At 65.3% G+C, this 25,416-nt stretch carries 19 protein-coding genes; 8 read left to right on the top strand and 11 right to left on the bottom strand.

The window, feature by feature from the left end; genetic code table 11:
* Nucleotides 1-8 precede the first annotated feature (8 nt).
* From ACSQ3S_RS03715 to ACSQ3S_RS03685, 7 genes are all read left to right on the top strand, one after another.
* Nucleotides 9-1,325 carry an ABC transporter permease gene (locus ACSQ3S_RS03715; protein WP_176655926.1) on the top strand — a complete coding sequence of 439 codons (1,317 nt, stop codon included), beginning with the start codon at nucleotides 9-11 and terminating at the stop codon, nucleotides 1,323-1,325.
* A 12-nt stretch (nucleotides 1,326-1,337) separates the two neighbouring features.
* The gene (locus ACSQ3S_RS03710) at nucleotides 1,338-2,573 is read left to right on the top strand and encodes an ABC transporter permease (RefSeq protein WP_436141617.1); all 1,236 of its coding nucleotides are present in this window, start codon (nucleotides 1,338-1,340) and stop codon (nucleotides 2,571-2,573) included.
* Nucleotides 2,574-2,622: 49 nt separating this feature from the next.
* Nucleotides 2,623-3,963, top strand: coding sequence for a sigma-54-dependent transcriptional regulator (locus ACSQ3S_RS03705; protein WP_436141616.1), 1,341 nt, complete (start codon nucleotides 2,623-2,625; stop codon nucleotides 3,961-3,963).
* Complete coding sequence (locus ACSQ3S_RS03700; protein ID WP_436141615.1) at nucleotides 3,963-5,342, top strand: sensor histidine kinase; 1,380 nt, start codon at nucleotides 3,963-3,965, stop codon at nucleotides 5,340-5,342. The genes ACSQ3S_RS03705 and ACSQ3S_RS03700 overlap by 1 nt, the downstream gene beginning before the upstream one ends.
* A gap of 183 nt (nucleotides 5,343-5,525) precedes the next feature.
* Nucleotides 5,526-6,035, top strand: coding sequence for an FxDxF family PEP-CTERM protein (locus tag ACSQ3S_RS03695; protein ID WP_436141614.1), 510 nt, complete (start codon nucleotides 5,526-5,528; stop codon nucleotides 6,033-6,035).
* A gap of 69 nt (nucleotides 6,036-6,104) precedes the next feature.
* On the top strand, nucleotides 6,105-6,872 hold the full coding sequence (locus tag ACSQ3S_RS03690) for a spermidine synthase (RefSeq protein WP_436141613.1): 768 nt from the start codon (nucleotides 6,105-6,107) through the stop codon (nucleotides 6,870-6,872).
* Between the two features lie 227 nt (nucleotides 6,873-7,099).
* Nucleotides 7,100-9,538 (top strand): TonB-dependent receptor plug domain-containing protein, encoded by a 2,439-nt coding sequence (locus tag ACSQ3S_RS03685; protein ID WP_436141612.1) that lies wholly within the window; start codon nucleotides 7,100-7,102, stop codon nucleotides 9,536-9,538.
* On the opposite strand, the gene ACSQ3S_RS03680 is transcribed toward ACSQ3S_RS03685, so the two are convergent.
* Complete coding sequence (locus ACSQ3S_RS03680; protein ID WP_436141611.1) at nucleotides 9,535-11,061, bottom strand: PLP-dependent aminotransferase family protein; 1,527 nt, start codon at nucleotides 11,059-11,061, stop codon at nucleotides 9,535-9,537. The two genes, ACSQ3S_RS03685 and ACSQ3S_RS03680, sit on opposite strands and share 4 nt — an antisense overlap.
* A gap of 90 nt (nucleotides 11,062-11,151) precedes the next feature.
* Between ACSQ3S_RS03680 and ACSQ3S_RS03675 the strand changes: the two genes are divergently transcribed.
* A complete protein-coding gene (locus ACSQ3S_RS03675) occupies nucleotides 11,152-11,808 on the top strand; it encodes a pyridoxamine 5'-phosphate oxidase family protein (protein ID WP_436141610.1) in 657 nt (218 codons plus the stop codon).
* 23 nt (nucleotides 11,809-11,831) lie between these two features.
* On the opposite strand, the gene ACSQ3S_RS03670 is transcribed toward ACSQ3S_RS03675, so the two are convergent.
* The 10 genes from ACSQ3S_RS03670 to ACSQ3S_RS03625 all read right to left on the bottom strand — a co-directional run bounded on the left by ACSQ3S_RS03670 (nucleotide 11,832) and on the right by ACSQ3S_RS03625 (nucleotide 25,260).
* On the bottom strand, nucleotides 11,832-13,502 hold the full coding sequence (locus ACSQ3S_RS03670) for a hypothetical protein (RefSeq protein WP_436141609.1): 1,671 nt from the start codon (nucleotides 13,500-13,502) through the stop codon (nucleotides 11,832-11,834).
* Nucleotides 13,499-15,532: a DUF4175 family protein gene (locus ACSQ3S_RS03665; protein WP_436141608.1), complete on the bottom strand. Its 2,034-nt coding sequence runs from the start codon at nucleotides 15,530-15,532 to the stop codon at nucleotides 13,499-13,501. Before ACSQ3S_RS03665 ends, ACSQ3S_RS03670 begins: the two co-directional genes overlap by 4 nt.
* A complete protein-coding gene (locus tag ACSQ3S_RS03660) occupies nucleotides 15,516-16,583 on the bottom strand; it encodes a BatA domain-containing protein (RefSeq protein WP_436141607.1) in 1,068 nt (355 codons plus the stop codon). The genes ACSQ3S_RS03665 and ACSQ3S_RS03660 overlap by 17 nt, the downstream gene beginning before the upstream one ends.
* Complete coding sequence (locus ACSQ3S_RS03655; RefSeq protein WP_436141606.1) at nucleotides 16,580-17,509, bottom strand: DUF58 domain-containing protein; 930 nt, start codon at nucleotides 17,507-17,509, stop codon at nucleotides 16,580-16,582. The genes ACSQ3S_RS03660 and ACSQ3S_RS03655 overlap by 4 nt, the downstream gene beginning before the upstream one ends.
* A gap of 6 nt (nucleotides 17,510-17,515) precedes the next feature.
* Nucleotides 17,516-18,514 carry an AAA family ATPase gene (locus tag ACSQ3S_RS03650; RefSeq protein WP_353404794.1) on the bottom strand — a complete coding sequence of 333 codons (999 nt, stop codon included), beginning with the start codon at nucleotides 18,512-18,514 and terminating at the stop codon, nucleotides 17,516-17,518.
* A 2-nt stretch (nucleotides 18,515-18,516) separates the two neighbouring features.
* Nucleotides 18,517-19,137 carry a DUF4159 domain-containing protein gene (locus tag ACSQ3S_RS03645; protein WP_413447414.1) on the bottom strand — a complete coding sequence of 207 codons (621 nt, stop codon included), beginning with the start codon at nucleotides 19,135-19,137 and terminating at the stop codon, nucleotides 18,517-18,519.
* Nucleotides 19,138-19,166: 29 nt separating this feature from the next.
* Nucleotides 19,167-20,504 carry a TldD/PmbA family protein gene (locus ACSQ3S_RS03640; RefSeq protein ID WP_353404791.1) on the bottom strand — a complete coding sequence of 446 codons (1,338 nt, stop codon included), beginning with the start codon at nucleotides 20,502-20,504 and terminating at the stop codon, nucleotides 19,167-19,169.
* A gap of 3 nt (nucleotides 20,505-20,507) precedes the next feature.
* Nucleotides 20,508-22,145, bottom strand: coding sequence for a TldD/PmbA family protein (locus ACSQ3S_RS03635; protein WP_436141605.1), 1,638 nt, complete (start codon nucleotides 22,143-22,145; stop codon nucleotides 20,508-20,510).
* A 122-nt stretch (nucleotides 22,146-22,267) separates the two neighbouring features.
* A complete protein-coding gene (locus ACSQ3S_RS03630) occupies nucleotides 22,268-23,605 on the bottom strand; it encodes a TldD/PmbA family protein (protein WP_353404789.1) in 1,338 nt (445 codons plus the stop codon).
* A gap of 17 nt (nucleotides 23,606-23,622) precedes the next feature.
* Entirely contained in the window at nucleotides 23,623-25,260 is a 1,638-nt protein-coding gene (locus ACSQ3S_RS03625) for a TldD/PmbA family protein (protein ID WP_353404788.1), read from the bottom strand.
* Nucleotides 25,261-25,416: the final 156 nt, after the last annotated feature.

Genomic DNA, 25,416 nt, shown 5'->3' with positions numbered 1-25,416 from the left:
AGCGCAGCATGTTCCAATACTACTTCCTGCTGGGCCTGCGCAGCCTGCGTCGCAACCCGGCCCTGACCGCGCTGATGGTGCTGACCCTGGCCGTCGGCGTGGCCGCCAGCGTGGCGACGCTGACCATCCTGCACGTGATGTCCGGCGACCCGATCCCGGACAAGAGCGCGCGCCTGTTCGTGCCGCTGGTCGACAACGGCCCGACCGAAGGCTACAAGCCGGGCGACGAGCCGAACGACCGCCAGCTCAGCTACCGCGACGCGGTCAACCTGATGAACAGCAAGATCGGCGAGCGCCGCACCGCGATCTACGGCATCGGCGTGCCGGTCGAGCCGCAGCGCAAGGACATCGGCGTGTTCACCGCGCGCGGCCTGGCGCCGTACGGCGATTTCTTCAACATGTTCGAGGCGCCCTTCCTGCACGGCCAGGGCTGGAGCCCGGCCGACGACAAGGCCGGCGCCGACGTCGTCGTGTTGAGCCGCAAGCTGTCCGAAAAACTGTACGGCGACACCGATCCGGTGGGCCAGCGCATGACCCTGGCCGGCATGCAGTACCAGATCGTCGGCGTGCTCGACACCTGGAACGTGGTGCCGCGCTTCCATCGCATCATCGGCAGCAACGACGGCGCCTTCAGCGAGGAAGATGAACTGTTCATCCCCTTCACCAGCGCCATCCGCCACGAAATGCAGCGCAACGGCAGCACCAGCTGCTCCGTCGACGTCGGCCCCGGCTTCCAGGCCTTCATTGATTCCGAGTGCACCTGGATCCAGGGCTGGATCGAGATGCGCAGCAGCGCCGACCGCGGCGAGCTGCAAAGCTTCCTCGACAGCTACGCCATCGAACAGCGCAAGCTGGGCCGCCTGAAACGCAACGCGGCCAACAAGCTGTACGACGTGCGCGAATGGCTGGACTACATGAAGGTGGTCGGCAACGACAACAAGCTGTCGGCCTGGCTGGCGTTCGGCTTCCTCGTCCTGTGCCTGGTCAACACCATCGGCCTGCTGCTGGCCAAGTTCTCGGTGCGCGCCGCCGAAGTGGGCATCCGCCGCGCGCTGGGCGCCTCGCGCCGCGAGATCTTCAACCAATTCCTGATCGAGACCACGGTGGTCGGCCTGGTCGGCGGCTTCCTGGGACTGGTGCTGGCCTTCGGCGCGCTGGCGCTGATCGCGATGCAGTCGAAGGCGCTGACGGTGGTCGCCCACATGGACTGGATCATGCTGCTGACGACCTTCGCGATGGCCGTGCTGTCGGCCGTGCTGGCCGGCCTGCTGCCGACCTGGCGCGCCTGCCAGGTCACGCCGGCGCTGCAACTCAAATCACAATAAGGGAGCCGCACCATGGAAATCCGCCCTATCCTCTCCGCGCTGCTGCGCAATAAAACCGGCCCGATACTGGTCGCCGTGCAGGTCGCGCTGAGCCTGGCGATCCTGGCCAACGCGCTGCACATCGTGCAGGTGCGCCAGGCCGTGTCGGCCCGCACCAGCGGCATCGCCAACGAGCAGGACGTGTTCGCCCTGCAGATCCGCCACCTGAAGAACGGCGGCCACCAGGACCAACTGGCGGTGCAGTATCGCGAAACCGCGCTGCTGCGCGCCGTGCCCGGCGTGATGTCGGTCGCCGGCACCTCGCAGATGCCGCTGTCCCGCTCGGGCAACTACACCGGCCTGGCGGTCGACCGCAAGCAGGTCAAATCGACCGCGCAATCGACCACCTACTTCGGCGCCGATTCGCTGGTCAAGACCTGGGGCCTGCAGGTGGTCGAGGGACGCGATTTCATGCCCAACGAGATCCCGGAAATCGACCAGAACACCAGCGACGAATTCCCCAAGGTGATCATGATCACCCGTAAGCTGGGCGAAAAAATGTGGCCGGGACAGAGCAGCTTCGTCGGCAAGACCATCTACTTCGGCACCGGCGAAAAGGCCAAGGACGCGCGCATAGTCGGCGTGGTCGAAAAACTGCAGACGCCGGGCGCCCAGATCGACGAAACCGGCGAGTTCTCGTCGCTGGTGCCGGTGCGCCTGACCGGCGACGACGCCGACAACTACACGCTGCGCGCCGAACCTGGCCAGCTGGACCGCGTGATCAAGGAAGCCGAGGCGGCGGTGCGCGCGGCCTCGCCGACGCCGGTGGTCATCCGGACCCGCAGCATGAACGAAATGCGCACCAACCGCTACCGCGCCGACAACGCGCTGGCGTGGATGCTGGTGACGGTCAGCGTGCTGCTGCTGTTGATCACCTCGAGCGGCATCGTCGGCATGGCCAGCCTGTGGGTCACGCAGCGGCGCAAGCAGATCGGCGTGCGCCGCGCCCTGGGCGCGCGCCGGGTCGACATCCTGCGCTACTTCGTCACCGAGAACATCATGATCACCAGCGTCGGCGTGGCGGCCGGCGTGCTGCTGGCGCTGGGCCTGAACCAGCTGCTGGTCAGCCAGCTGGAAATGGCGCGCCTGCCGGCCGGCTACCTGCTGGCCGGCGCCGGCGTGTTCTGGGCGCTGGGCATCGCCGCCGTGTACGGCCCGGCATGGCGCGCCGCCACCATCTCGCCGGCGACTGCCACCCGCAGCGCCTGACACCATGTTTGCAGCACCCGGCATGCCGCGACAATGTTATGCTTGCGGCATGCCTACCGTACTGATTATTGACGACAACTCCGCCGTCGCCATCGCCCTCGAAGTGCTGTTTTCGCTGCACGACATCGACGCGCTGCGCGCCGCCTCGCCCGAGGCCGGCCTGGCGCTGCTCGAGCGCCACAACGTGGACCTGGTGATCCAGGACATGAACTTCAGCGCCGACACCACTTCCGGCGAGGAGGGCACGACTCTGTTCCGCGCCATCCGTGAGCGGCACCCGGACCTGCCGGTGATCCTGCTGACCGCCTGGACCCACCTGGACGCGGCGGTCGACCTGGTCAAGGCCGGCGCCGCCGACTACCTGGCCAAGCCGTGGGACGACAACCGCCTGATCGCCACCGTCAACAACCTGATCGAGCTGGGCCAGGCCAAGCGCGCCTTGCAGCAGCGCCTGCAGACCGAGCTGCGCCAGCGCCGCGAGCTGGAACGCGGCTACGACCTGCGCGGCATGGTGTGGCAGGATCCGGCCACCGAGCGCGTGGTGCACCTGGCCTGCCAGGTGGCGCGCGCCGACGTCCCGGTGCTGATCTCCGGCCCCAACGGCACCGGCAAGGAACGCATCGCCGAAATCATCCAGGCCAATTCCTCGGTGCGCGACGGTCCCTTCGTCGTGCTCAACTGCGGCGCGCTGCCGGCCGAGCTGATCGAGGCCGAGCTGTTCGGCGCCGACGCCGGCGCCTACACCGGCGCCTCCAAGGCGCGCGAAGGCAAGTTCGAGGCGGCCGACGGCGGCACGCTGTTCCTCGACGAGATCGGCAACCTGCCGCTGGCCGGACAAATGAAACTGCTGCGGGTGCTGGAAACGGGCCGCTTCGAACGGCTGGGCTCCAACCGCGAGCGCCAGGTCAAGGTGCGCGTGGTCAGCGCCACCAACGCCGACCTGCAGGCGATGATACGGGCCGGCAGCTTCCGCGAAGACCTGTTCTACCGCCTCAACGTGATCGAGCTGCGGCTGCCGCCGCTGGCCGGCCGTCCGGCCGACATCCTGCCGCTGGCGCGCCACTTCCTCGGCGCCGGCAAAGAATTGCACCCGTCGGCGCAGGCGGCGCTGCTGGCGCATCCGTGGCCCGGCAATGTGCGCGAGCTGAAAAACATCATGGCGCGCGCCGGCTTGCTGGCCTCCGGCGACGTCATCAAGGTCGGCGACCTCGGCCTGCCGGCGGCCGCTGCCATCGCCATGGAGGACGGCGTGCGCGAACCGGACCGCGACGCCATCGGCCTGGCGCTGAGCCGCGCCGGCGGCGTGGTGGCGCAGGCGGCGGCCGAGCTGGGCCTGTCGCGCCAGGCGCTGTACCGGCGCATGGAACGGCTGGGCATCGCCCGCTCCTGATGGACCAGCACAACGCCTCGGCGCGCGGCAAGGGCACGCGGCTTTCGCTGCTGACGCGCTGGACGGCGATGGTCGGCACCCTGCTGACGGTCGGCATCCTGATCGCGCTGACCCTGACCCACTTCTTCCCCGACCATCCCGGCATGGTGCTGGCGGTGTGCCTGCTGTGCGTGCTGCCGATCTCCATCATCACCATCCGCGCGCAGCTGGAATACATGCTGTCGCTGTTCCGCGCGCTGACCGGCACCGTCACCAGCTACAAGGACGGCGATTTCTCGTTCAGCCTGCATTGGCCGCAAAACGACGAGCTCAGCGACCTGGTGGCCGCCCACAACGCGCTGGGCAACGTGCTGCGCCAGCAGCGGCTGGACCTGGTGCAGCGCGAACTGCTGCTCGACACCATGGTGCAGAACACGCCGGTGGCGATGCTGCTGGTGAACGAGGCCGGTCCCATCGTCTACGCCAACATCGCCGCGCGCCAGCTGCTCAACCAGGGCCGCAAGCTGGAGGGCCACCGGCTGGACGACGTGCTCAGCCACGCCGCGCCGGCGCTGGTGGAGGCGATGGCGCGCGGCGGCGACGGCCTGTTCACCACCAAGGAAGCCGGCGGCGGCGACAAAGAAGCGATCGACGAGGAAGAGGTGTACCACCTGGCGCGGCGCAGCTTCAACCTCAACGGCCGCAAGCACGAGCTGCTGCTGCTGCGCCAGCTGACCATGGAGCTGCGCCGGCAGGAAGTGCAGACCTGGAAAAAAGTCATCCGCGTGATCAGCCATGAACTGAACAATTCCCTGGCGCCGCTGACCTCGCTGGCCCACTCCGGCGCCGAGCTGGTGCGGCGCGGCCAGACCGAGCGGCTGCCGCAAATCCTCGCCACCATCGAGGAACGCACGCGCCACCTGGAAAGCTTTATCCTCGGCTACGCCCGCTTCGCCAAGCTGCCGACGCCGAGGCTCGAGCTGCACACCTGGCCGGAGTTCCTGGCGCAGCTGTCGGCGCAGGTGGACTTCACGGTCAGCGGCGAGCCGCCGGCCGAAGCCTGCGCCTTCGATCCGTCCCAGCTGGAGCAGGCGCTGCTGAACCTGCTGAAGAACGCCCACGAATCCGGCTCGCCGGCCGGCGACGTCAGCCTGGAAGTACGGCGGCTGCATGGCGCGGTGCGCATCGACGTCCAGGACCGCGGTCCCGGCATGAGCGACACGGTGCTGACCAACGCGCTGGTGCCTTTCTATTCCACCAAGCGCAGCGGCACCGGCCTGGGTCTGGCGCTGGCACGCGAAATCGCCGAGGCGCACGGCGGCCGCATCACGCTGGCCAACCGCGACGGCGGCGGCCTGACCGTGACCTTGATCTTGCCGGTGTCGTCCGCCAACAACTAAGTCGCCTTGCATTAAGAGAAATGAATTTTAGAATTTATGCAAGGAAATTGAATTTTGGCAATTCCAGTACTGCTCAGCCCGTTCGATAGTATTTAGTTATTATACTTAGCTACATGATAAGGAAATAGCAAATGGACACCCAACGACCGAAAAGGTACTTTAGGTCTTCTTTTGGGGAAAACTATGAAATTAAAATCAATATTATTCGCGGCCATGCTGGCCGCAGGGTCGCTCGGCGCAGCGCATGCGGCCACGGACAACTGGACGGCACCGGTGGTGGCGCTCAACGGTGGGCCGATGGAATGGTCGATCGACTTCGGCCACACGCACACGGTGACGGGAACCTTCACCGATACTTACACGTTCACTTACTCCGGCCTGCCCAGCACCGCTTACGGCTTCTTCCTCAACATCAAGAATCCGGTCGGCGACATCAACTTCAACTGGGCCAAGCTGGACGGCACGACGATTCCGGCTGCCAACTTCGGTCCGCTGTCGGGTTCCGCCTTCTTCAACGTACCGGTTTCCGGCACAATCGAACTGCTCATCAAGGGCAAGACCCTCGACGCACCGGCTTCGTACAGCGGTACGCTGAGCGTGCTGACGGCCGTGCCGGAGCCTGCCACCTACGGCACGATGCTGGGTGGCCTGGCGCTGCTGGGCGTGGCCGCGCGCCGCCGCAAGCAATCCTGACCGCTCCGGCGCTCACCCTGAAAAGACGCTGCGGCGTCTTTTTTTTTCGCCGGCTGGTAAACTGGCGCCATGTCCGCAAAAACTCCAACCCGCTACGACCAGCCCGGCCACCCTCCCGCCACCATCACCGAATACCAGGGCGTGCGCAGCCTGCACCTCGGCACCTCCTGGGTGCAGGGCGCGATGCGCATCGCCAAGCCCGACAACATCGAGCTCGAATACGTGCAGATGATGATGATGTGGCTGCTCTTCAACGACAACCCGAAGCACGTCGTCCAGCTCGGCCTGGGCAGCGCCGCGCTGACCAAATTCTGCTACCGCCGCCTGCCCGGCGCGCGCGTCACGGCCGTCGAGCTCAATCCCAACGTGATCGCCATGTGCCGCGCGCAGTTCGGGCTGCCGTCCGACGACGAGCGCCTGAGCGTGCGGGAAATGAACGCCATGGATTTCGTGCTCGATCCGGTCAACCGCAACACGGTCGACGTGCTGCAGGTGGACCTGTACGACGAGGAGGCGCGCGGCCCGGTGCTGGACTCGCCCGAGTTCTACCAGGCCTGCTTCGACTGCCTGCGCGACGGCGGCATCATGACCACCAACGTGTTCGGCGATTTTTCCAACTACGACAAGAACCTGCAGGCGATGGAACTGGTGTTCGACGCCGTGGTCTGGCTGCCGGAGGTGCACGACGCCAACATCGTCGTGATCGCGTTCAAGCAGTCGCCGGTGCTGGACTTCAGCGTGCTGTACGAGCGCGCCGGCGCCATCAAGAAAAGCCTGAACCTGCCGGCCAAGGCCTGGGTCAACGGCCTCAAGGGCTGGATGCTGGACCAGCAATAAACTGGCCATAGTGATGCGTGCGCACCACACTTTTGCACCCTTATGCAGCAAGATTGATACCGACGGTTGGTCAGATTACGGTACATTCGGATACAAAGCACGCAATATTATCAAATGTGCATAAAACGCAACAAAATGGTGCAAGCCGCGTTGTAGCTCTTCAAGCCCGCAAGCTAGTATTTTCTCCACGGCGCCATCTGCAGCCGTAAAACAATGAGAGAGAAAATATGACAAGAGCACCGCAATTCAAACCTACCCTGCTGGCCAGCGCGATCCTGCTGCTGGCGGCCGGCCAGGGCCGGGCGCAATCGGGCGCCGACGCCGCATCCGCCGCCAGGCCCGAAGAACAAACCGTCGTGGTGCTGGGCTCGCGCTCGGTCGCCAAGACCGCGCTGGACACTTCCGCGCCGGTCGGCCTGATCAGCCTGAAGGACATGCAAACCGCCGGCCCGCTGGAGCTGGGCAAACTGCTGCAAACGCTGGACCCGTCGTTCAACTTCTCGTCCACCTTCATCAGCGACGGCACCGACAGCATCCGCCCGGCGACGCTGCGCTCGCTCGGCCCAGACCAGGTGCTGGTGCTGATCAACGGCAAGCGCCGCCACCAGCAGGCGCTGGTCAACGTGCAGCAAACCATCGGCCGCGGCTCGGCGGGCACCGACATCAACGCCATTCCGCTGGCCGCGATCCACCACATCGAAGTGCTGCGCGACGGCGCCGCCGCCCAATACGGCTCGGACGCCATCGCCGGCGTGATCAACATCGTGCTCAAGTCGAACGTCAACGAAACATCGCTCAGCGGCAGCCTGGGCACCACCTCCGAAGGCGACGGCGACCTCTATTCGGGCAGCGCCAACACCGGCTTCGCGCTGGGCCAGGACGGCGGCTTCCTCAACCTCACCCTCGAAGCCCGCAAGCGCGGCGAGACCAACCGCGCCGGTCCCGATTCGCTGCGCGTCAACCCGCCGCGCGTGACCCAGCACATCGGCGACAGCAACACCAAGGATGTCTACCTGTGGTGGAACGCCGCGCTGCCGATCGACAAGGCCAGCGAGTTCTACGCCTTCGGCGGCCTGTCCAAGCGCAAGAGCGATTCCTTCGGCTTCTTCCGCTCGGCCGGCGACGACCGCACCGTGCCGTCGGTGTACCCGAACGGCTTCCTGCCGGCCATCCACACCGACATCAAGGACGCCTCGTTCGCCTTCGGCTACCGCCGCGACCTGGCCAACGACTGGAAGGCCGACATCAGCATCAACCAGGGCAACAGCGAACTGGGCTTCCACGAATCGAACAGCCTCAACACCAGCTACTGGTACGAGCCCAAGCCCGGCGGCGGCATCTACGCCGAATCGCCGCGCGAAGCCGACACCGGCAAGCTGAAGTTCTCGCAAACCACCTTCAACGCCGACATCAAGGGGCCGGTCAAGTTCGGCGACGGCAGCATCTTCCTGGCCACCGGCTTCGAGTACCGCGCCGACAACTACCAGATCATCGCCGGCGATCCGGTCTCCTACCAGTACGGCCGCACCAACAACCCGGCCATCGCGATCACCACGCCGAGCGGCGCCACCGCCGGCGCGGGCATCCAGGGCTTCCCCGGCTACACGCCGGCCACCGCCGTCGATTCAGGCCGCCACAACATCGCGCTGTTCCTGGACGCCGAACACAAGCCGGTCGACACGCTGACCCTGGGCGGCGCCGTGCGCTATGAAAAATACTCGGACTTCGGCAGCACCGTCACCGGCAAGCTGAGCGCCCGCTTCGACCCGACCAAGCAGATCGGCTTCCGCGGCAGCCTGTCCACCGGCTTCCGCGCGCCGAGCGTGCAGCAGGAGTTCTACAGCTCCGTGTCGACCAACCTGAATAACGGCGTGCTGACCGAGACGCTGACCGCGCGCCAGGGCAGCGCCGTGACCCAGGCCTTCGGCATCGCGCCGCTGAAGGAAGAAACCTCGACCAGCGGCAGCATCGGCACCGTGATCCGTCCGGCCAGGAACATGTCGCTGACGGCCGACCTGTACGAGATCAAGATCAAGGACCGCATCGTCTTCTCCAGCGAGATCGCACCGGAAGCCGGCGGCGGCCCGATCGCCAACATCCTCAAGCCGCTGGGCGTGGGCCAGGCGCAGTTCTTCACCAACGCCGTCGACACCCGCACCCGCGGCCTCGACATCGTGGCCGAGCACACCAGCAAGTTCGCCGCGTCGACCTTGGTGCTGTCGGGTCAGCTGGGCTTCAACAAGACCGAGGTGACCAAGCGCCACTCGACGTCGACGGTGCTGAGCGGCGAGAAACTGTTCGACAAGTCGCAGGTGACGCTGATCGAACACGGCCAGCCGCGCAAGCACCATGTGGTGGCCGCCGACTACACGATGGGCGCATGGAACCTGAACACCCGCGCCAACTACTACGGCGAGGTTGAAGCGGAAAACTTCAGCCCGTTGCAGAAGTGGGATGCGCGCTGGCTGGTCGATGCGTCGGTACGCTATGCGTTCAGCAAGCGCACCTTCCTCAGCGTGGGCGTGAACAATATGTTCAACCAGCTGCCGTCGGAATGGACCAACGGCGGCGACTTCCCGAAACTGGGCTTCACCCGTTGCTGGGAAACATGCCCGATCGGCGTCAACGGCCGCTCGATGTACATCCGCGCCGATACGGCGTTCTAAGCGGCCCGTCGTTTAGGGTTTGAGCGGTTGGCGGCATAGGCCGCAAGGTGCACGATCGCCGCCAACTGTTGGACCAGCCCTTCCATCCGCTCGGCCGGCACCTGTGCGTAGCCGAGCATCAGTCCCTTCCACCCGGACTCCCCTTGCGTATCGTGCCTGCTCAGGGCATTGACCACGATGCCGTGTTCCAGCGCTTGCGCGGCGACCGCCACGTCATCGATGGCCGCGTCGTCGAAGCGCAGCGCCAGATGCATGCCGGCCGAACCGCCATGCACCTTCGCCACCGATCCCAGATGTCTTTCCAGCGCCGCCACCAGCGCGTCGCGCCGCTGCCGGTACAGGCGCCGCATGCGCCGCAGATGCAGCGCGAACTGGCCGCTGCGCAGGAACTCCGCCAGTGCCAGCTGCTCGGCCACGCGTCCGCGTGCCGACGACTGCGCGCGCATCAGCGCGAACGGCTCGGCCAGCGCCGGCGGCACCACCACGAAACCGATCCGCAGCGACGGGAACATGGTCTTGCTGAAGGTGCCGAGATAGATCACCGGCGCATCCGGCGCCAATCCCTGCATGGCCGGCAACGGCGGGCCGTCGTGGCGGAATTCGCTGTCGTAGTCGTCCTCGACGATCAGAGCGCCCGCACCGCGCGCCGCCTCGATCAGCGCCAGCCGGCGGCGCAAACTGAGCACGCTGCCGGTCGGGTATTGGTGCGACGGCGTGGTGTAGATCAGACGCGGCGGACGCAATAGCCAGTCGTCCGGCCTGGGGGCGATGCCGTCATCGTCGACATCGATGCCGGCGACATTGAGCCCGCCCGCGCGCGACGCGGCCAGCGCCCCGCCGTAGCCGGGATTCTCGATCCAGATAGTGTCACCCTGGTCGGCAAAGGCCTGCACGCAGACAGTCAGGCTGCTCTGGGTGCCGTCGGTGATGAACACTTGCGCGGCGTCGCATACCACGCCGCGCGCGGCACGCAGGTGGTCGGCGATGGCTTCGCGCAGCAGCGGCTCACCGGCCGGATCGCCGTAGTTCAGCTGCGCCACAGTCATGCCGCGCAACGCGCGCTCCAGCATGCGGCGCCATAGCGTCAGCGGAAAGTGCTCAAGCGCCGGCACACCGGGAACAAAGGCGCCCATCATCTCGGCCGGTCCCGGCAAGGACCTGAGCGCACGGGCGCGCTGCGACAGGCCGGCCTGCGGCGGCTTCGACGTATGCCCGCCTGCGGTCGCAGCTTCGGCCGGCCCATCGGCCGGCTTGTGATCCGGCGCCAGCGCCGCGACCACGGTGCCGCGCCGGTCGGTGGTCACGTAGCCCTCGCTGGCCAGTTGCTCATAGGCGTACAGCACGGTGTTGCGCGCCAGTCCCAATTCCTCGGCCAGCACGCGCGACGCGGCCAGCCGGGTACCGGCAGCCAGCGTGCCGCTACGGATCGCGTTGCGCAGGCATTCGTGCAGCAACCGCTGGCGCGGCCAGCCGCGATGGGCGTTTTGCGCGGCATAGCCGTCGATCAGCAGCGTGAAATCCATTCGTGGCTCCATAAAATTAACGATTACTGGATCTGTTTAAGGAGCCAGCATCCCATTATATTGTCATTTCAACCTTTTTGGATGGAGATCATGACCGAACCAGCAACCCCAGCCGCACCGAGCGCACGCACCCGCATGCGCCGCGTCTCAACCAACGCGCACTACGACACCGCAACGCTGCATGCGATCATCGACGACGCTTACCTGTGCCACATCGCCTTCACCGACGACCATGGATCGCACTGCATTCCCACCGCCTGCTGGCGTGAGGACGGACACCTGTACATCCATGGCTCCAACGGCAGCCGCATGCTCAAGCGCCTGACCGAAAGCGAGACCTGCGTGACGATCACGCACCTGGACGGACTGGTGATGGCGCGTTCGGCTTTCAGCCATTCGATGAACTACCGGTCGGCGATGATCTATGGGCGTTTCGAGGTGGTAACCGACGAGGCCGAGCGCCATCGCACGATGGAAGCGTTCATGGAGAAGCTGGCGCCAGGCAGGCAGGCGGAGGTACGTCCCGGTTCGGACAAGGAATACGCGGCCACAACGATCATGCGCATCGCGCTCGACGAAGCGGCCTGCAAGGTGCGCTCCGGCGGCCCGACCGATGATGAGGAAGACCTGAGCTGGCCGGCGTGGGCGGGCGTGCTGCCGTTCGCCCGCGTGCCGATGAAGCCTGTCGTCGATCCGGCCTGCACCATCGACGCGCCGGCCTACGTCATCGGATGGCAGAAGTGGTAAGGGCGGGCTGACCGCAATAAGCGCTACGTCTTGCGCTGCTCGCGCCACCACAGGCCGAGCATGCAAAGCGCGAACAGCGCGCCAAATGGCGCCACCGGCAGCGGACGGCTGCTGCCGGTGGCGCCGTTCTTCGTGGTGGTGCCTGGCGAGCGAGCGGCATAAAGCGCAGTGGCATCGCGCCGCAGCGCCTTCTGCCACGCCGGCCAGTCGCCGCGCGCGTAGACATACTCGGCCCCCGCCTCCGCCATGCCAGCCGCCTTGAATGCCAGCCATCCCGCCTTCTGCGGCCACATCGCCGCACACACAGCGTCCGCCTTGTCCGCGCGCGCCTGCAATTGAAGTTCCGCCGCACCGGCTACGCCAATCATCGTCCCCGGCTTCACGCCCTGCGCGCACACTTCGCTGCGCAAACCCGGTAGCGGCATCGGATCGGTCATCTGCCAGCCCGCCTTTTGTACACTGGCCAGCGCTATACTATCCATCGCCCCCTGCCACCACAGGGCCAGCGCCTGCGGCGAACTGATCGCATATTTGTGCCAGTCCGACACGCCGATCCATACTATGCGCCCTTGCTGCACATCGCGCTGCCAGAGCCACGGCTGCTTCTTGCCATCGCGCGCCAGCACCGACCATGGTCCTCCGGCACGATCATCAGGATTCAAGCCGGCCGGCGGCATCGCCAACGACGCACCGGCAACGCTGAACTGCCGCGTGTCTTCTTTCTCGGTGGTTGGCGACTGCGGGTGCAAGCGCAAGTCGAACTGACGCTGCCACAACGACGCGTCGGCCGCATTGCCGCCCATGACCACCAGCGGCACGCCCTGCCGCACCTGTGCCAGCAGCGTATCGCGTGCCGGCGGATTCAAATGCTCCACGTAAGCCGCATCCACGACGACTGCGTTTGGCGCGGTCAACGGCACACGCGCCGTTTCGCTGCGCGCCACCGCCTTGCCCAGCGTGACGCTCCAGTCCAGGATCGCGCCGCCATCGGCCAGCAGCTGATTCAGCGCCCGCGCATCGAATGACGGCGCATCGAAGCGGCCCTGTATCTGCAAAGGCAGCGCCTCCTTCACCTGCAGGGGAATCGGCCCCTGGGCGATCACGGCGCCGGCGGTGTCCAGCAAACGCGCCTGCAATACCATGGCCTCCGCCACCGGCGGCAGCCACTGCACGCTCAACTGCGACGCGGCGGCGGTCGTCGAAGATTCCGCCAGCACCTGCTTGTTTTCCGCCAGCAGCTGCAAGCGCCAGCCGGCCTGCGCCTGCGAGCGGCGCACCGACAGCGTAAAAATCCGGCCCAGCGACATCGAACGCGGGAAATCCAGCCACAACAAATCGGCGGCGGCAGGCTTCCACTGCAAAGGCCGCGCAGGCAGATCGCGCCACTCCGCCTCGCGCAAGCCATCGCCAACGAGCGAAATGCTTTGCGCGCGCGGAATGGCCAGCCAGTCCGCCTCGCTGATTCCGCCAGACGCATTGGCGGTCACCGTCAGAGTGTTCTCGCCAGCTTCCAGCAAGCGTATGTCCGCCAACGCCACCGCCAGCGATGCGCCGGCCACCGCAGCCAGCGCCACATCGATCCATTGATGGCTGCGGGCGTACAGCATGGCGGCACTCACGACGCCAACAGCCAGCGCAGTCAATGGCAAGGCAACCGCCGCCAGATCCATCGACGAATTCACTGCGATACTCATTTCGACTGCTCCTTGCCACTCCAGGCCTGACGGAACGGCGTATCCGTCGAAGGGCGCGCCTGCAGCAGCACCGGCGCATCCGTCAGCGTGCCGCGCAGCCAGGCGCGCAGCTCACCGCGACAGACGGCGCAGCCATCCTGCACATCCTGCACCGCGCGCTGGGCGCTCAGCTTCTGTTCCTGGTCGCCGATGCGCGCGGCGATGGTCTCGCGCGCCGCCTTGCTCCACAATGCGGGCAGCGCGCCGTCCTGCGCCAGCGCCTGCACCAGTTCGCGCACTTCGGCCGGCACCGTATCGCCGGCGGCGCCCTGCTCGCGCTTGTAACTCAGCACGCCGACGATATCGCCGCTCATGCGCTTCTCTTCCTTCAGCGCCGGTGGAACGAAAGCAGTACGATGCAGGTAGATACGTTCGGCCGCCTGCAATTCCTTGATCGCATCCAGCGCCTTGTACTCCGGCGGCAGTGCGGACTTGGGTTCGACGGCGCGCAGCGATTTCTCCGCATCCCACATCGCCGACAGCGCGCGTTTCAATACGGCCTTGGTCTTCGGATCGAAGATGGTGGCATTGTCTTCCTGGTCGTGCGCGTGGCCGAATTCCTTCATGACGGCGATCTCGCCGCCGCCCGCCATGCCGCCGCCGTGGTGCTCTTCGCCTTCGTGTTCATGCTCGTCGCCGAACAGGCTCGATTCCTCGCCGAGGAACTGGCCGTAGCGCAGCCGCAACTTGGCCTGGTCGGAAGCGATGCCTTCGCTGCGCGAACGTAACGTGGCGGCCGGCATGTTCGGATTGGCCTTCATGTCGGCGACCAGCTGTTCGGTGTCGATGATGATCTGGCGCTGGCTGCGCAGGTTTTCCGGTTTGACCATCGACGGCAGTGCAGTCGAATCCAGGCTCTCCGTTTCCGGCGCCGGCAGGCGCAGGGTGTAGGTCGGGGATTGCGTAGTGTGCGGATTGTCCGGCGCGTTGTCGGTGGCGCGAACGAAGAAGTACAACTCGTCGCCCGGCTCCATGCCGAGTTCCGCCAGTGTCCACTGTTTCTTCCAGTTGCGCGTCTTCGGATCGGACGACTGCGGCAACGGCACTTCGCGGTCGCTGAAGCGGATGTTCTCGCCGCTGCCGCGCGCCAACGTCATGTGCAGGCTGGCGCGCGCGATGGCGTAGTCGTCGCGTGCCATGACGGACAGCTGCACAGTCTTGGTTTCCTTCGGCAGGATGTGTATCAATTCGGTCGGTTCGATGATCGTGACTTGCGGTGCCTGGTCAGGCGTGACGCGGATGTTATAGCGTGAGCCCCCTTTGCCGCGCGCGCGCCAGAACAGCGATTCTTTCACGCGCTGCGATGCGCAGGCTTCGGTAACGGGGAGCGTCTGTCCGTCGCCCAGTTCCACCACCGGTTGCGCGCCACGCGGGTTACGCACGCACCAGCGCACTTCGGAGAATTGCGGCACCTGGATGTCGCGGGCTGCGGTGTCGAACGACTTGACGTCGGTGTAAGCCGGCGGCGTAACGCGCAGATAAATTTCACCATCGACGATCGGCTTGTTGGCCGGGGCGCTCGTAACCGGTGCGGAGGCGGATTGCTTGCCGTGGTAGCCCCAGGCGACGCCAGCCGCCGCAAGGCTGAGCAGAACGGGCAGGATGCCGATGCGCACGCGGCTGCGGGCGATGCCGCGATAGTCGCCTTCGCCCAGAACAGCAGCAAGGCGGGTTTGCAGTCGCTGTTGCTGGAGTTTGGCGATGGATGTGTTGGCGTCGGCCGCCAGCAACATGCTGCTGTCTTCCAGCGCGGGGATGGCGGCGTTCAGCCACGATGTCCATTCGGCGTCGACACGCCGGCGCCAGCGGTAAATGTCGGCGGCGAGCCAGATGGCCCACAGCGCGACCGCCGTCAGGACGATCGGGCGCGCGACCGGGAGCAAGGCCGCGGCGATGACCAGCGGTGCCACGGCGGCAAGCCATTGCGGGGCACGGCGACGCAGGACGGCGGACCACAGCCGGCTGCGCAAATGCTTAGTTTCGCCGTGCATGGGTCAGTATCCGTTCTAATGCAAAAAGCGCGAGCAGGGCGAGAGCGAGCCAGGTTGCTGGCTTTGCGTCGGTGATGGCCGGCAGCGGGCTGCGGGCGGCGCCGAAGGTTTGCGACGGCGTCGGGTAGGCTGGCGCGGGAGATGCGGCCAGCAGTTGCCAGGCGTCGTAGATGGCGCGCGCGGTGTCGGCATCGCGCGCGGGCCAGGCGTCCGAGACCCACAGGCGGCCGCGAGGCGAGTCGGCGTATTTCAGCGCGATGCCGTTGATGACCAGCGTCGAGGCCTTTGCCAATTCGGGGAAGGCGGCAGCTGCCGGGGCGGCGATCCACCAGTGTGGGGCGCGCCAGTTGGCTGGCGGCGCGTCCGGGGAATCCCAGACAATCAGCTCTGTGTTGACGTCCGGCTCGGAGGCCATGACGTAACGGCTGGCGCCAGTGCCGGCGCTGTCGAAGGCGGTGAACAGCGAGCGCCATGTGGCAGCGCGCTCCGCAACGGCGGTCAGCGCAACGCGATGCTGGACCGGCGCGGCGGCAGCGACGGGCGACAACTTGGTGCGCAGTTCAACTTGATGGCTGAATTGCGGCACGCGGGCCGGCATCGCTATCTGGTCGGCGCGGGCGACGACCAGCAGGCGCGCACTGGGGCGCCAGTCGCGTTCGTGCTCACGCAACCATTGCAGGCCATGCGAACCTTGCTGACCAGTGGCCGGCAGCTCAATGCGCTGCGCCGCGTTCATGCCGGCAGCGGTGATCTGCTGTTCCGTCCACGCCTTGTCGGCGCCGGAATCAACCAGCACGGTATCGCCGCGCCACGGGAAGATGATGGCCGCCAGCCAGGCGATCAGCGCCACCAGCATCAGGCAGCGCACCAGCAACAGCATGCGATCCCGCCACTGCCACACCCGCAGCTGCTCGGGTGCGGCGGAAGGGAGGAAGCGCGCGGTAGCCAAAGGCTCGGCTTTCAGCCGTTGGCGCTTCTGCCGATGCCACCAGATCGGCAGCAGCAAAACCGGCAGCGCCAGCCACCAGAACGGATAGGAACTCAACATCATTTTGCCCGCGCCCCCGCCAACTGCAGCCAGCTGCGCAGCACCGCATGCAGCGGCTGCTCGATGCGCGCCTCGTAGTGGACGATATTGTTTTGACGGCAGCTGGCCGACACGCCATCGAAGTGTGCGCGGCTTTGCTGCTTGTAGCTCTCGCGGTCGGCGTTGCTCAAGCGATGCAAGCCGTCGCTTTGTTCGGGATCGCGGTAGGCCCTGCCGGATTTGAAGCTGGCATCCACCTCCGCCTGTGTGCGCAAGGTCAGCAATCGAACGTCATGCCGCAGGCTGCGCAGGCGCACCAGCGCTTCGCTCAACGGCGACGGCCAGTCGAGGAAGTCGCTGGCGGCGAAGATCAGACTTGGCGAACGCGCGAAATGCAGATTCGCCCGCAGCACCTCGGCATTCGGCAAACTGCCTTCCGGCTTGGCCTTGGACAGCTGCGCCAGCACCCGTTGAAGCTGGCGCGGCCCGCGCGAGGCTTGCGTGAATTCGACTTTTCCGCCGCCGCATATCACCAGGCCGAACGCATCGCCCTGCCGCTGCGCGATGGCAGCCACGCAGGCCAGCACGGTGCGGGCGAACCAGAGTTTATCGACACCGTTGATTTCGCGGCTGGGCTCCGCCATCGACGCGCTGGCGTCCAGCCACAGCCAGGTGGCGACGTGGCTGTCGCGCTCCGCCTCGCGGACGAAATAGCGGTCGGCGCGCGCCAGCAGCTTCCAGTCGACGCGGCGCCACTCGTCGCCCGGCGCGTAGGCCCGGTATTCGGAGAACTCCACGCCGGCGCCGCGCTCGCGCCCCGCATGCAAGCCATGGCCCAGCCCTGCCAGCACGTGACGGATGACCAGCTCCAGATCCTTGGTCTGGGCCATCATCGCCGTCATGGCGGCCGTCGCCGAACCTGGCGCGGACGATGTCGAAGTCGCTTGCATAACAGCTTAGTCGGGACGGATATGCTCGCGCAGCGCCAGCAGGATGTCGGCGATCGCGACACCGTCCGCCTCGGCCTCGAAATTGCGGATCACGCGATGCGCCAGCACAGGCAGCAGCATCTCGGCGATGTCCTCGCGCGTGACGGCCAGCCGTCCGTGCATCAACGCGCGCGCCTTGGAAGCCAGCACCAGCGCCTGTCCGGCGCGCGGACCGGCGCCCCAGCCCACATGCTTCTTCACCGCCGGCACCGTCGTCAGCGCCGGACGCGTGGCGCGCACCAGCCGCGTCGCGTAGGCCAGCAGATGATCGCCGATCTCGATGTCGCGCACCAGCTGCTGCAGCCGCAGCAGGGTCGCCACGTCCATCACCGGCTCCGCATCTTTCAAGCCGGTGTGCGTGGTGGCGGAGACCATCGCGATCTCTTCCTCCTCGGTCGGATACACCACGTCGATGCGCAGCAGGAAGCGGTCCAGCTGCGCCTCCGGCAGCGGATAGGTGCCGGCCTGCTCGATCGGGTTCTGCGTCGCCAGCACGAAGAACGGCTTGGGCAGCTTGTGCGTCTGACCGGCGAAGGTCACGCTGCGCTCCTGCATCGCCTCCAGCAGCGCCGACTGGGTTTTAGGCGGCGCGCGGTTGATCTCGTCGGCCAGCAGCACCTGCGTGAACACCGGCCCTTGCTGGAAGCGGAATTCGCGCTTGCGCGTCGCATGGTCCTCTTCCAGGATCTCGGTGCCGACGATATCCGACGGCATCAGGTCCGGCGTGAACTGCACCCGATGGAAGTCCATGTCGGTCGCCTGCGACAGCGACTTCACCAGCAGCGTCTTGCCCAGTCCCGGAACCCCCTCCACCAGCGCATGGCCGCCGGCCAGCAGGCAGATGATCAGCGAATCGATCACGTTTTCCTGGCCGATGATCACGCGGGACATGCTCTTCTTCAGCGCCGCCACCTTGGCGCTCAGCGCGCCGATTTCATTTTCGCTCCAGGCGATTGCACTATCCAAGATCAAGCTCCCAACGCATATTGAATGATATTGACCGCAAAGCGGGTGTTGTCGACCACCAGCCACCGCTTGTTGCGGAAGTCGTAGTCCCACTCGCAGCCGTAGTCCTTGTTGCTGTACAAGAGCCGCACGCGGCCGCCGACTTCCACCGCCTTCAGGTAGTCGTGCACCAGGTCGTCGCCCCAGCCGTTCAGCTCGACGCTGGTGTTCGGCGGGCCGTCGAAATGGAAGAAGCTCGAATACACCGGATGGTTGTTCGGGATCTTGTGCAGCGCCTTGGGCCCGAAGATGCGGGCGATCTCCGCCTCGAACGATTTCGAGAACAGGCCGTCGATATCGTGATTGCAGTCGTCGACGAACAGGAAGCCGCCGCCCTTGATATAGCGCTCCAGGTTCTTACGCTCCGCAGGCGTGAATTGCACCAGCTTGTGGCCGGCGAAATAGCAGAACGGCGCCTCCAGCATCTTCGGATCGGACAGCGCGACGATGCGCTCGACGGGATCAACCCGCAAGGTCGTGTATTCGACCAGCGAGTTGAGCACGTTGCTGGGCATGCGGATATCGACGTCCCAGTCGCCCGACTCGTAGGTCAGGCGGGTGAAATAAAAATCGTAGTTGGCCACGCCGCTCCCTGTTCCCTTTGCCCCGCCCCTTAAACCGCGTCCGACAGCGACGTGAAGTTAAAGTCGCGCACCTTCATCGGCGGTATCAGCATCTGGAAGCGCACTTCGTCGCCGCCGATCACCACCGGCTTGCCCAGTTCATCGATATTGTTCAGCATCGACACCGGGCTTTCGTTGAAGCGGAAGTTCTTGATCGGATGCTTGATCTTGCCGTTCTCGATGTAGAAGGTGCCGTCGCGGGTCAGGCCGGTCAGCAGCAGCGATTGCGGATCGACCATGCGGATGTACCAGGTGCGGGTGACCAGCACGCCCTTCTTGGTCGAGGCGATCAGCTCTTCGGTGGACTTGCCCCCGCCCGCCATGATCATGTTGCCGTGACGGCCTGCTGCGCGCTTGCCCTGCTTCTCGGCCCAGTAGCGGGTGTAGTCCAGCGATTCGATCTTGCCGCCCTTGATCACGTCGGTGCGCTCGCGCGCCAGCATCGAAGCGCCGTCCCAGGCCAGCACCGGCACGTCCGGATTCCACGGATCGGCCCAGACGTTGACCTGCTCGTCGAACAGCTTCTCGCCAAGGCGGTTGCCGCCGCCCTTCTTCGACAGGAAGCTGCGGCCCTCGTCGGCCTGGCGCGCATCGAAGGCGCCAAACATGCGGCCGATGATTTCCGACGTCGCCGCCGGCTCCAGGATCACGGTGTAGCGGCCCGGCTCCAGCGCCTTGGCCTCGACCGACTTCAACGCCTTCTCGATGGCGATCTCGGACGCTTCGCGCGCATCGAATTTCTTCGCATCGTTGGCCGAGCGCGTGGCCCAGCCGGAACCGCGTCCATCCTCGGTGCGGGTGGTGACGGTGAAACCCAGATTGCTCAAGGTCTGGTAGCCGAACACGCCGTTCGAGTTGGCGATGGTTTCAAAGCCGGTGGTGTCGCTGAAGAAGCCTGCTGCGACAAGGCCCTGCTTCTTGCAGGCGTTGATGCTGACGGCGGCCACTTCGGCGCGGTAGTCCGGATCGATGGCGGCGGTGGCGTCGCTGTAGGTATTGGACAGCTTGTATTCCTGCTTCTTGATCGCCGGCTGGAACTCCGGATTCTCCGGCGCCAGGCGCGCCACGTCTTCGGCGCGGCGCACGGCCTTTTCCAGCGACTTGTCGTCGAACTCATTGATCGACGCGGTGCCCTGGCGCTTGCCGAAGGCGACGCTGACGGACAGCTGCGTGTTCTCGATCAAGCCGGCGGTCGACACCGCGTTGCGCGCATAGCGGATATTGCCGTTGCGGCTGCCGCTGATCTGCACACGGCACTCGTCGGCCTTGGACAGCGACATGATCTTGTCGCAAATGCGTTTTGCTTCTTCCTGGTTCAGCATCTTCATTGTTTATCCTATCTTGCGAGCGGTGTTGATCACGTTGATGCCGTTAAAGCGGGTGGTCGGCGAGCCGTGCGACACGGCGCTGACCTGGCTGGGCTGTCCCTTGCCATCGAAGAAGGAGCCGCCCATGCGCCAGTCGCGGTCATCGCACAGCGCCGTGCAGGCGTTCCAGAATTCCTGCGTGTTCGACTGGTAGGCCACGTCTTCCAGCTGATTGGCGATCTTGCCGTTCTTGATCTCGAAGTACAGCTGGCCCCCGAACTGGAAGTTGTAGCGCTGCTGGTCGATCGAGTACGAGCCGCGGCCGAGGATATAGATGCCCTTCTTGACATCCTTGACCATGTCGTCCGGCGTCAGCGGCTTCTTGCCCGCTTCCAGCGACACGTTCGGCATGCGCTGGAACTGCACGCTGCTCCAGCTGTCCGCGTACGAGCAGCCGTGCGACTCCTTCTCGCCGATGATGTGCGCCTGGTCGCGCGTGGCCTGGTAGTTGACCAGGATGCCGTTGCGGATCAGGTCCCAGCGCTTCGATGCCACGCCTTCGTCGTCGTAGCCCACGCAGCCCAGCGATCCCGGCGTGGTCTTATCGGCGACGATGTTGACCAGCTCCGAACCGTAGTTGAATTTCTTGCTCTGCCATTTATCCAGCGTGGCGAAACTGGTGCCGGCGTAGTTGGCCTCGTAGCCCAGCACGCGATCCAGCTCGGTGGCGTGGCCTACCGATTCGTGGATGGTCAGGAACAGGTGTTCCGGCGACAGCACCAGGTCGTACTTGCCTGGCTCGACGGTTTTTGCCGTCAGCTTTTCCTTGGCCTGGCGGCCGGCCGCGCGCGCGTCCTCGATCAAATCGTAGGCGCCCTTGTACAGCGTGGTCACGCCGCCGGCGGCCTTGACCTTGTTGGCGGGCTTGGCGTCGAAGAATTCATAGCCCATGCTGGCCGGCGACGACAGGCCGTCGCGCGTGCGGAAGCGGTTGCTGGCCTTGTCGACCGCGGTGGCGGTCAGCGGCGCCCACAGGCGGTGGATGTCCTGGTCGATGTAGGAGCCGTCGGTGGAGGCAAAGTACTTCTGCTGGTTGACCTGGAACAGATTGGACGACATGAAACTGGCGCCCGCCTCCATGCCGGCCTTGTTGGCGGCGATCAGCATCTCGGCTTTTTCCTTGATCGGCACGGTGCGCCAATCCTTCTTGAACGGCGTGGCCCAGGCCACCACGCCGACACCCTTGACGGGAGCAAGCTGCACCGGTTCGGTCTGCAGTTTGGCATTGGCGCGGGCGATGGCGACGGCCTGCTGCGCGGCGGCGGCCACCGAGTCCAAGGTCATGACGTTGGTCGAGCAGAAGCCGTAGGCGCCGCCGGCGATCACGCGCACGCCGACGCCGGACGATTCGGTGTTGACGATGTTTTCCACGTTCAGGTCGCGCGTGGTGATGAACTGGTTCATGTAGCGGCCGATGCGCACGTCGCAGTAGCTGGCGCCGGCCTTGGTGGCCGCGTTCATCGCGGCGTCGGCCAGGGACTTCTTGAACTGCACCGCCATGGGATTCATCAGCTCTTCAGCTGCGATGGCGTTGCCGAATACCGGTATCAGCAAGCTGCCGCCGGCGGCCGCGCTTACCTTCAGAAATGAACGTCGTTCCACTTGCGTCTCCTGAAATACAGCAGGCCTTTGCGCCGTCATTCCCGCGCAGGCGGGAATCCATACTTCGCCGGCCAGGAGGCTCAGCATGGGTTCCCGCCTGCGCGGGAACGACGGGGGTTACTTTACACCGCGTCTGACAGCGACGTGAAGTTAAAGTCGCGCACCCGCATCGCCGGGATCAGCAGCTGGTACTGCGACTCGTCGCCCGACAGGATCTCCGGCTTGCCCAGTTCCTCGATGTTGTTCAACATCGTCACCGGGCTTTCGTTGAAGCGGAAGTTCTTGATCGGATGCTTGATCTTGCCGTTCTCGATGTAGAACGTGCCGTCGCGGGTCAGGCCGGTTAGCAGCACCGATTGCGGATCGACCATGCGGATGTACCAGGTGCGGGTGACCAGCACGCCCTTCTTGGTATTGGCGATCAGCTCCTCGGTCGACTTGTTGGTGCCGGCCATGATGATGTTGCCCGGCGAGCCGATGGCGCGCTTGCCCTGCTTCTTGGCCCAGTACATCGAGTAGTCCAGGTTGGCGATCTTGCCGCCCTTGATGATGTCCTGGCGTTCGCGCGCCAGCATGTTTTGCGCATCCCACGGCAGCACGGCGACGTCCTTGTCCCACGGGTCGGTCCAGACGTTGACCTGCTCGTCGAACAGCTTCTCGCCCATGCGGTTGCCGCCGCCCTTCTTCGACAGGAAGCTGCGGCCCTCGTCGGCCTGGCGCGCGTCGAAGCCGTTGAACATATAGGCCAGGACGTCCGAGGTCGCCGCCGGCTCCAGGATCACGGTGTAGCGGCCCGGTTCCAGCGCCTTGGCGTCCACCGAGCGCAGCGCTTTTTCAATCGCCACGTTGGACGCTTCGCGCGGGTCGAACTTGCTGACGTCGCCGACGCTGCGCTTGGCCCAGCCGGAACCGCGGCCGTCTTCGGTGCGCACGGTGACGGTGAAGTCCAGGCCCGTGTCGCGCTGGAAGCCGAACACGCCGTTCGAGTTGGCGATGGCGGTGAACTGCGAGCTGTCGGTGAAGAAGCCCGCCGCCACCAGCTTGTTCTTTTTGCTGTTCTCGATGCTGTAGGCCGCCACCTGCGCGCGGAATTCAGGATCGATGTCGGCGGTCTTCTGCGAGAAGGTGTCGCTGGCCTTGTATTCCTGCTTGGTCGGCGTCGGCATGAACTCCGGGTTTTCCGGCGCCAGGCGCGCCAGGTCCTCGGCGCGGCGCACGGCCTTTTCCAGCGACTTGTCGTCAAACTCGTTGATGGTGGCGACGCCCTGCTTCTTGCCGAAGGCGACCGACACCGCCAGCTGCATGTCCTCGATCAGGCCGGCGGTCGACACGGCGTTGCGCGCATAGCGGATATTGCCCTTGCGGCTGCCGGTGATGTTCACTTCGCACTGATCGCCCTTGGAATAGGACAGCACCTTGTCGCAGATACGTTTTGCTTCTTCTTGACTCAAATTCTTCATCTCGTGGTCTCCAGGGCTTAGGCGATCTTGCGCGCGGTGTTGATGACGTTGATGCCGTTGAAGCGCGTCGTCGAAGCGCCGTGCGATACCACGGACACTTGCGGCGGCTGGCCTTTGCCGTCAAAGAAGGAACCGCCCATGCGCCAATCGCGCTCGTCGCAGATGCCGACGCAGGCATTCCAGAACTCCTGGGTGTTCGACTGATAGGCCACGTCTTCCAGCATGGCGCCGATCTTGCCGTTCTTGATTTCGTAGAACAGCTGGCCGCCGAACTGGAAGTTGTAGCGCTGCTGGTCGATCGAGAAGGAGCCGTCGCCGACGATGTAGATGCCCTTCTTGACGTCCTTGACCATTTCGTCCGGCGTCATCTTCTTCTTGCCCGCCTGCAGCGAGACGTTGGGCATGCGCTGGAACTGCACGTTGGCCCAGTTGTCCGCGTACGAGCAGCCGTGCGATTCCTTCTCGCCGATGATGTGCGCCTGGTCGCGCGTGGCCTGGTAGTTGACCAGGATGCCGTCCTTGATGATGTCCCAGCGCTTGCACTTGACACCCTCGTCGTCGTAGCCGACGTTGGCCAGCGAACCCGGGGTGGTCTTGTCGGCGACGATGTTGACCAGGTCGGAGCCGTACTTGAACTTCTTGCTCTGCCATTTGTCCAGCGTGGCGAAGCTGGTGCCGGCGTAGTTGGCCTCGTAGCCCAGCACGCGATCGAGTTCGGTCGGGTGGCCGACCGATTCGTGGATGGTCAGCCACAGGTGTTCCGGCGACAGCACCAGGTCGTACTTGCCCGGCTCGACCGACTTGGCGGTCAGCTTTTGCTTGGCCTGCTTGCCGGCCGCGCGCGCATCCTCGATCAGGTCGTAGGACTTGGTGTACAGCGTGGTCACGCCGCCGGCGGCCTTGATCTTGTGCTCGGGGCGGGCGTCGAGGTATTCATAGCCCATGCCGACCGGCGACGACAGGCCCTGGCGCGAGCGGAACTTGTTGGTCTTCTGGTCGACGGCGGTGGCGAACACCGGCATCCACAAGCGGTGCACGTCCTGGTCGATGTAGGAGCCGTCGGTGGAGGCGAAGTACTTCTGCTGGTTGACCTGGAACAGCAGCGATTGCATGAAGCTGGCGCCGCCTTCCATGCCGGCCTTGTTGGCGGCGATCAGCAGTTCGGCCTTCTCCTTGATGGCGACGGTGCGCCAGTCCTTGACGATGGGCGTGGCCCACGCCACTTCGCCGACGCCCTTGACCGGCGCCAGGATCACCGGCTCGGTCTGCAGCTTGGCGTTGGCCTTGGCGATGGCGACCGCCTGGCGCGCGGCGCCGGCCACGCCGTCCGGCGTCATGTCGTTGGTGGCGGCAAAGCCGTAGGCGCCGCCGGCGATCACGCGCACGCCGACACCGGCCGATTCCGTGTTGGTGACGTTCTCAACGTTCAGGTCGCGGGTGGTGATGAACTGGTTCAGGTAGCGGCCCACGCGCACGTCGCAATAGGAGGCGCCGGCCTGGGTCGCCGCCGTCATCGCGGTATCGGCCAGCATTTTCTTGAACTGCAGGGCGACCGGCTTCAACAACTCTTCCGCCGCGATCGCGCGGCCGAAGGCGGGCAGCAGCATCGTGCCCAGCGCCAGACTACTCACATTGAGGAATGCACGTCGTTCCATAGTATCTCCAACAGGATTGCGGGCCAGCCGCCCGAAGAGGCAATAAGAGCAAAATACGTGCCACCGAAATCATTATGCAAGTGACTGATATGCAAGACCAAAGCGGAGCGAAACGGATCGAAGTGTCCGCTCATCTGTCCGGCAAGTGTCCGCAAA

The sequence above is a fragment of the Duganella sp. LjRoot269 genome (genome assembly GCF_964254095.1).
Taxonomy (GTDB): domain Bacteria; phylum Pseudomonadota; class Gammaproteobacteria; order Burkholderiales; family Burkholderiaceae_D; genus Rugamonas; species Rugamonas hordei.
The sequence above is the reverse complement of the archived record's forward strand: the minus strand, read 5'-3'. Positions and strand labels throughout refer to the sequence as shown.

Bases quoted from the DNA above. Each gene is read 5' to 3' on its own strand.
- ACSQ3S_RS03670 (WP_436141609.1), bottom strand. From the start codon at position 13,502: ATGAGTATCGCAGTGAATTCGTCGATGGATCTGGCGGCGGTTGCCTTG.
- ACSQ3S_RS03675 (WP_436141610.1), top strand. From the start codon at position 11,152: ATGACCGAACCAGCAACCCCAGCCGCACCGAGCGCACGCACCCGCATG.
- ACSQ3S_RS03625 (WP_353404788.1), bottom strand. From the start codon at position 25,260: ATGGAACGACGTGCATTCCTCAATGTGAGTAGTCTGGCGCTGGGCACG.
- ACSQ3S_RS03695 (WP_436141614.1), top strand. From the start codon at position 5,526: ATGAAATTAAAATCAATATTATTCGCGGCCATGCTGGCCGCAGGGTCG.
- ACSQ3S_RS03680 (WP_436141611.1), bottom strand. From the start codon at position 11,061: ATGGATTTCACGCTGCTGATCGACGGCTATGCCGCGCAAAACGCCCAT.
- ACSQ3S_RS03690 (WP_436141613.1), top strand. From the start codon at position 6,105: ATGTCCGCAAAAACTCCAACCCGCTACGACCAGCCCGGCCACCCTCCC.
- ACSQ3S_RS03655 (WP_436141606.1), bottom strand. From the start codon at position 17,509: ATGCAAGCGACTTCGACATCGTCCGCGCCAGGTTCGGCGACGGCCGCC.
- ACSQ3S_RS03700 (WP_436141615.1), top strand. From the start codon at position 3,963: ATGGACCAGCACAACGCCTCGGCGCGCGGCAAGGGCACGCGGCTTTCG.
- ACSQ3S_RS03715 (WP_176655926.1), top strand. From the start codon at position 9: ATGTTCCAATACTACTTCCTGCTGGGCCTGCGCAGCCTGCGTCGCAAC.
- ACSQ3S_RS03640 (WP_353404791.1), bottom strand. From the start codon at position 20,504: ATGAAGATGCTGAACCAGGAAGAAGCAAAACGCATTTGCGACAAGATC.
- ACSQ3S_RS03660 (WP_436141607.1), bottom strand. From the start codon at position 16,583: ATGATGTTGAGTTCCTATCCGTTCTGGTGGCTGGCGCTGCCGGTTTTG.
- ACSQ3S_RS03630 (WP_353404789.1), bottom strand. From the start codon at position 23,605: ATGAAGAATTTGAGTCAAGAAGAAGCAAAACGTATCTGCGACAAGGTG.
- ACSQ3S_RS03705 (WP_436141616.1), top strand. From the start codon at position 2,623: ATGCCTACCGTACTGATTATTGACGACAACTCCGCCGTCGCCATCGCC.
- ACSQ3S_RS03685 (WP_436141612.1), top strand. From the start codon at position 7,100: ATGACAAGAGCACCGCAATTCAAACCTACCCTGCTGGCCAGCGCGATC.
- ACSQ3S_RS03665 (WP_436141608.1), bottom strand. From the start codon at position 15,532: ATGCACGGCGAAACTAAGCATTTGCGCAGCCGGCTGTGGTCCGCCGTC.
- ACSQ3S_RS03710 (WP_436141617.1), top strand. From the start codon at position 1,338: ATGGAAATCCGCCCTATCCTCTCCGCGCTGCTGCGCAATAAAACCGGC.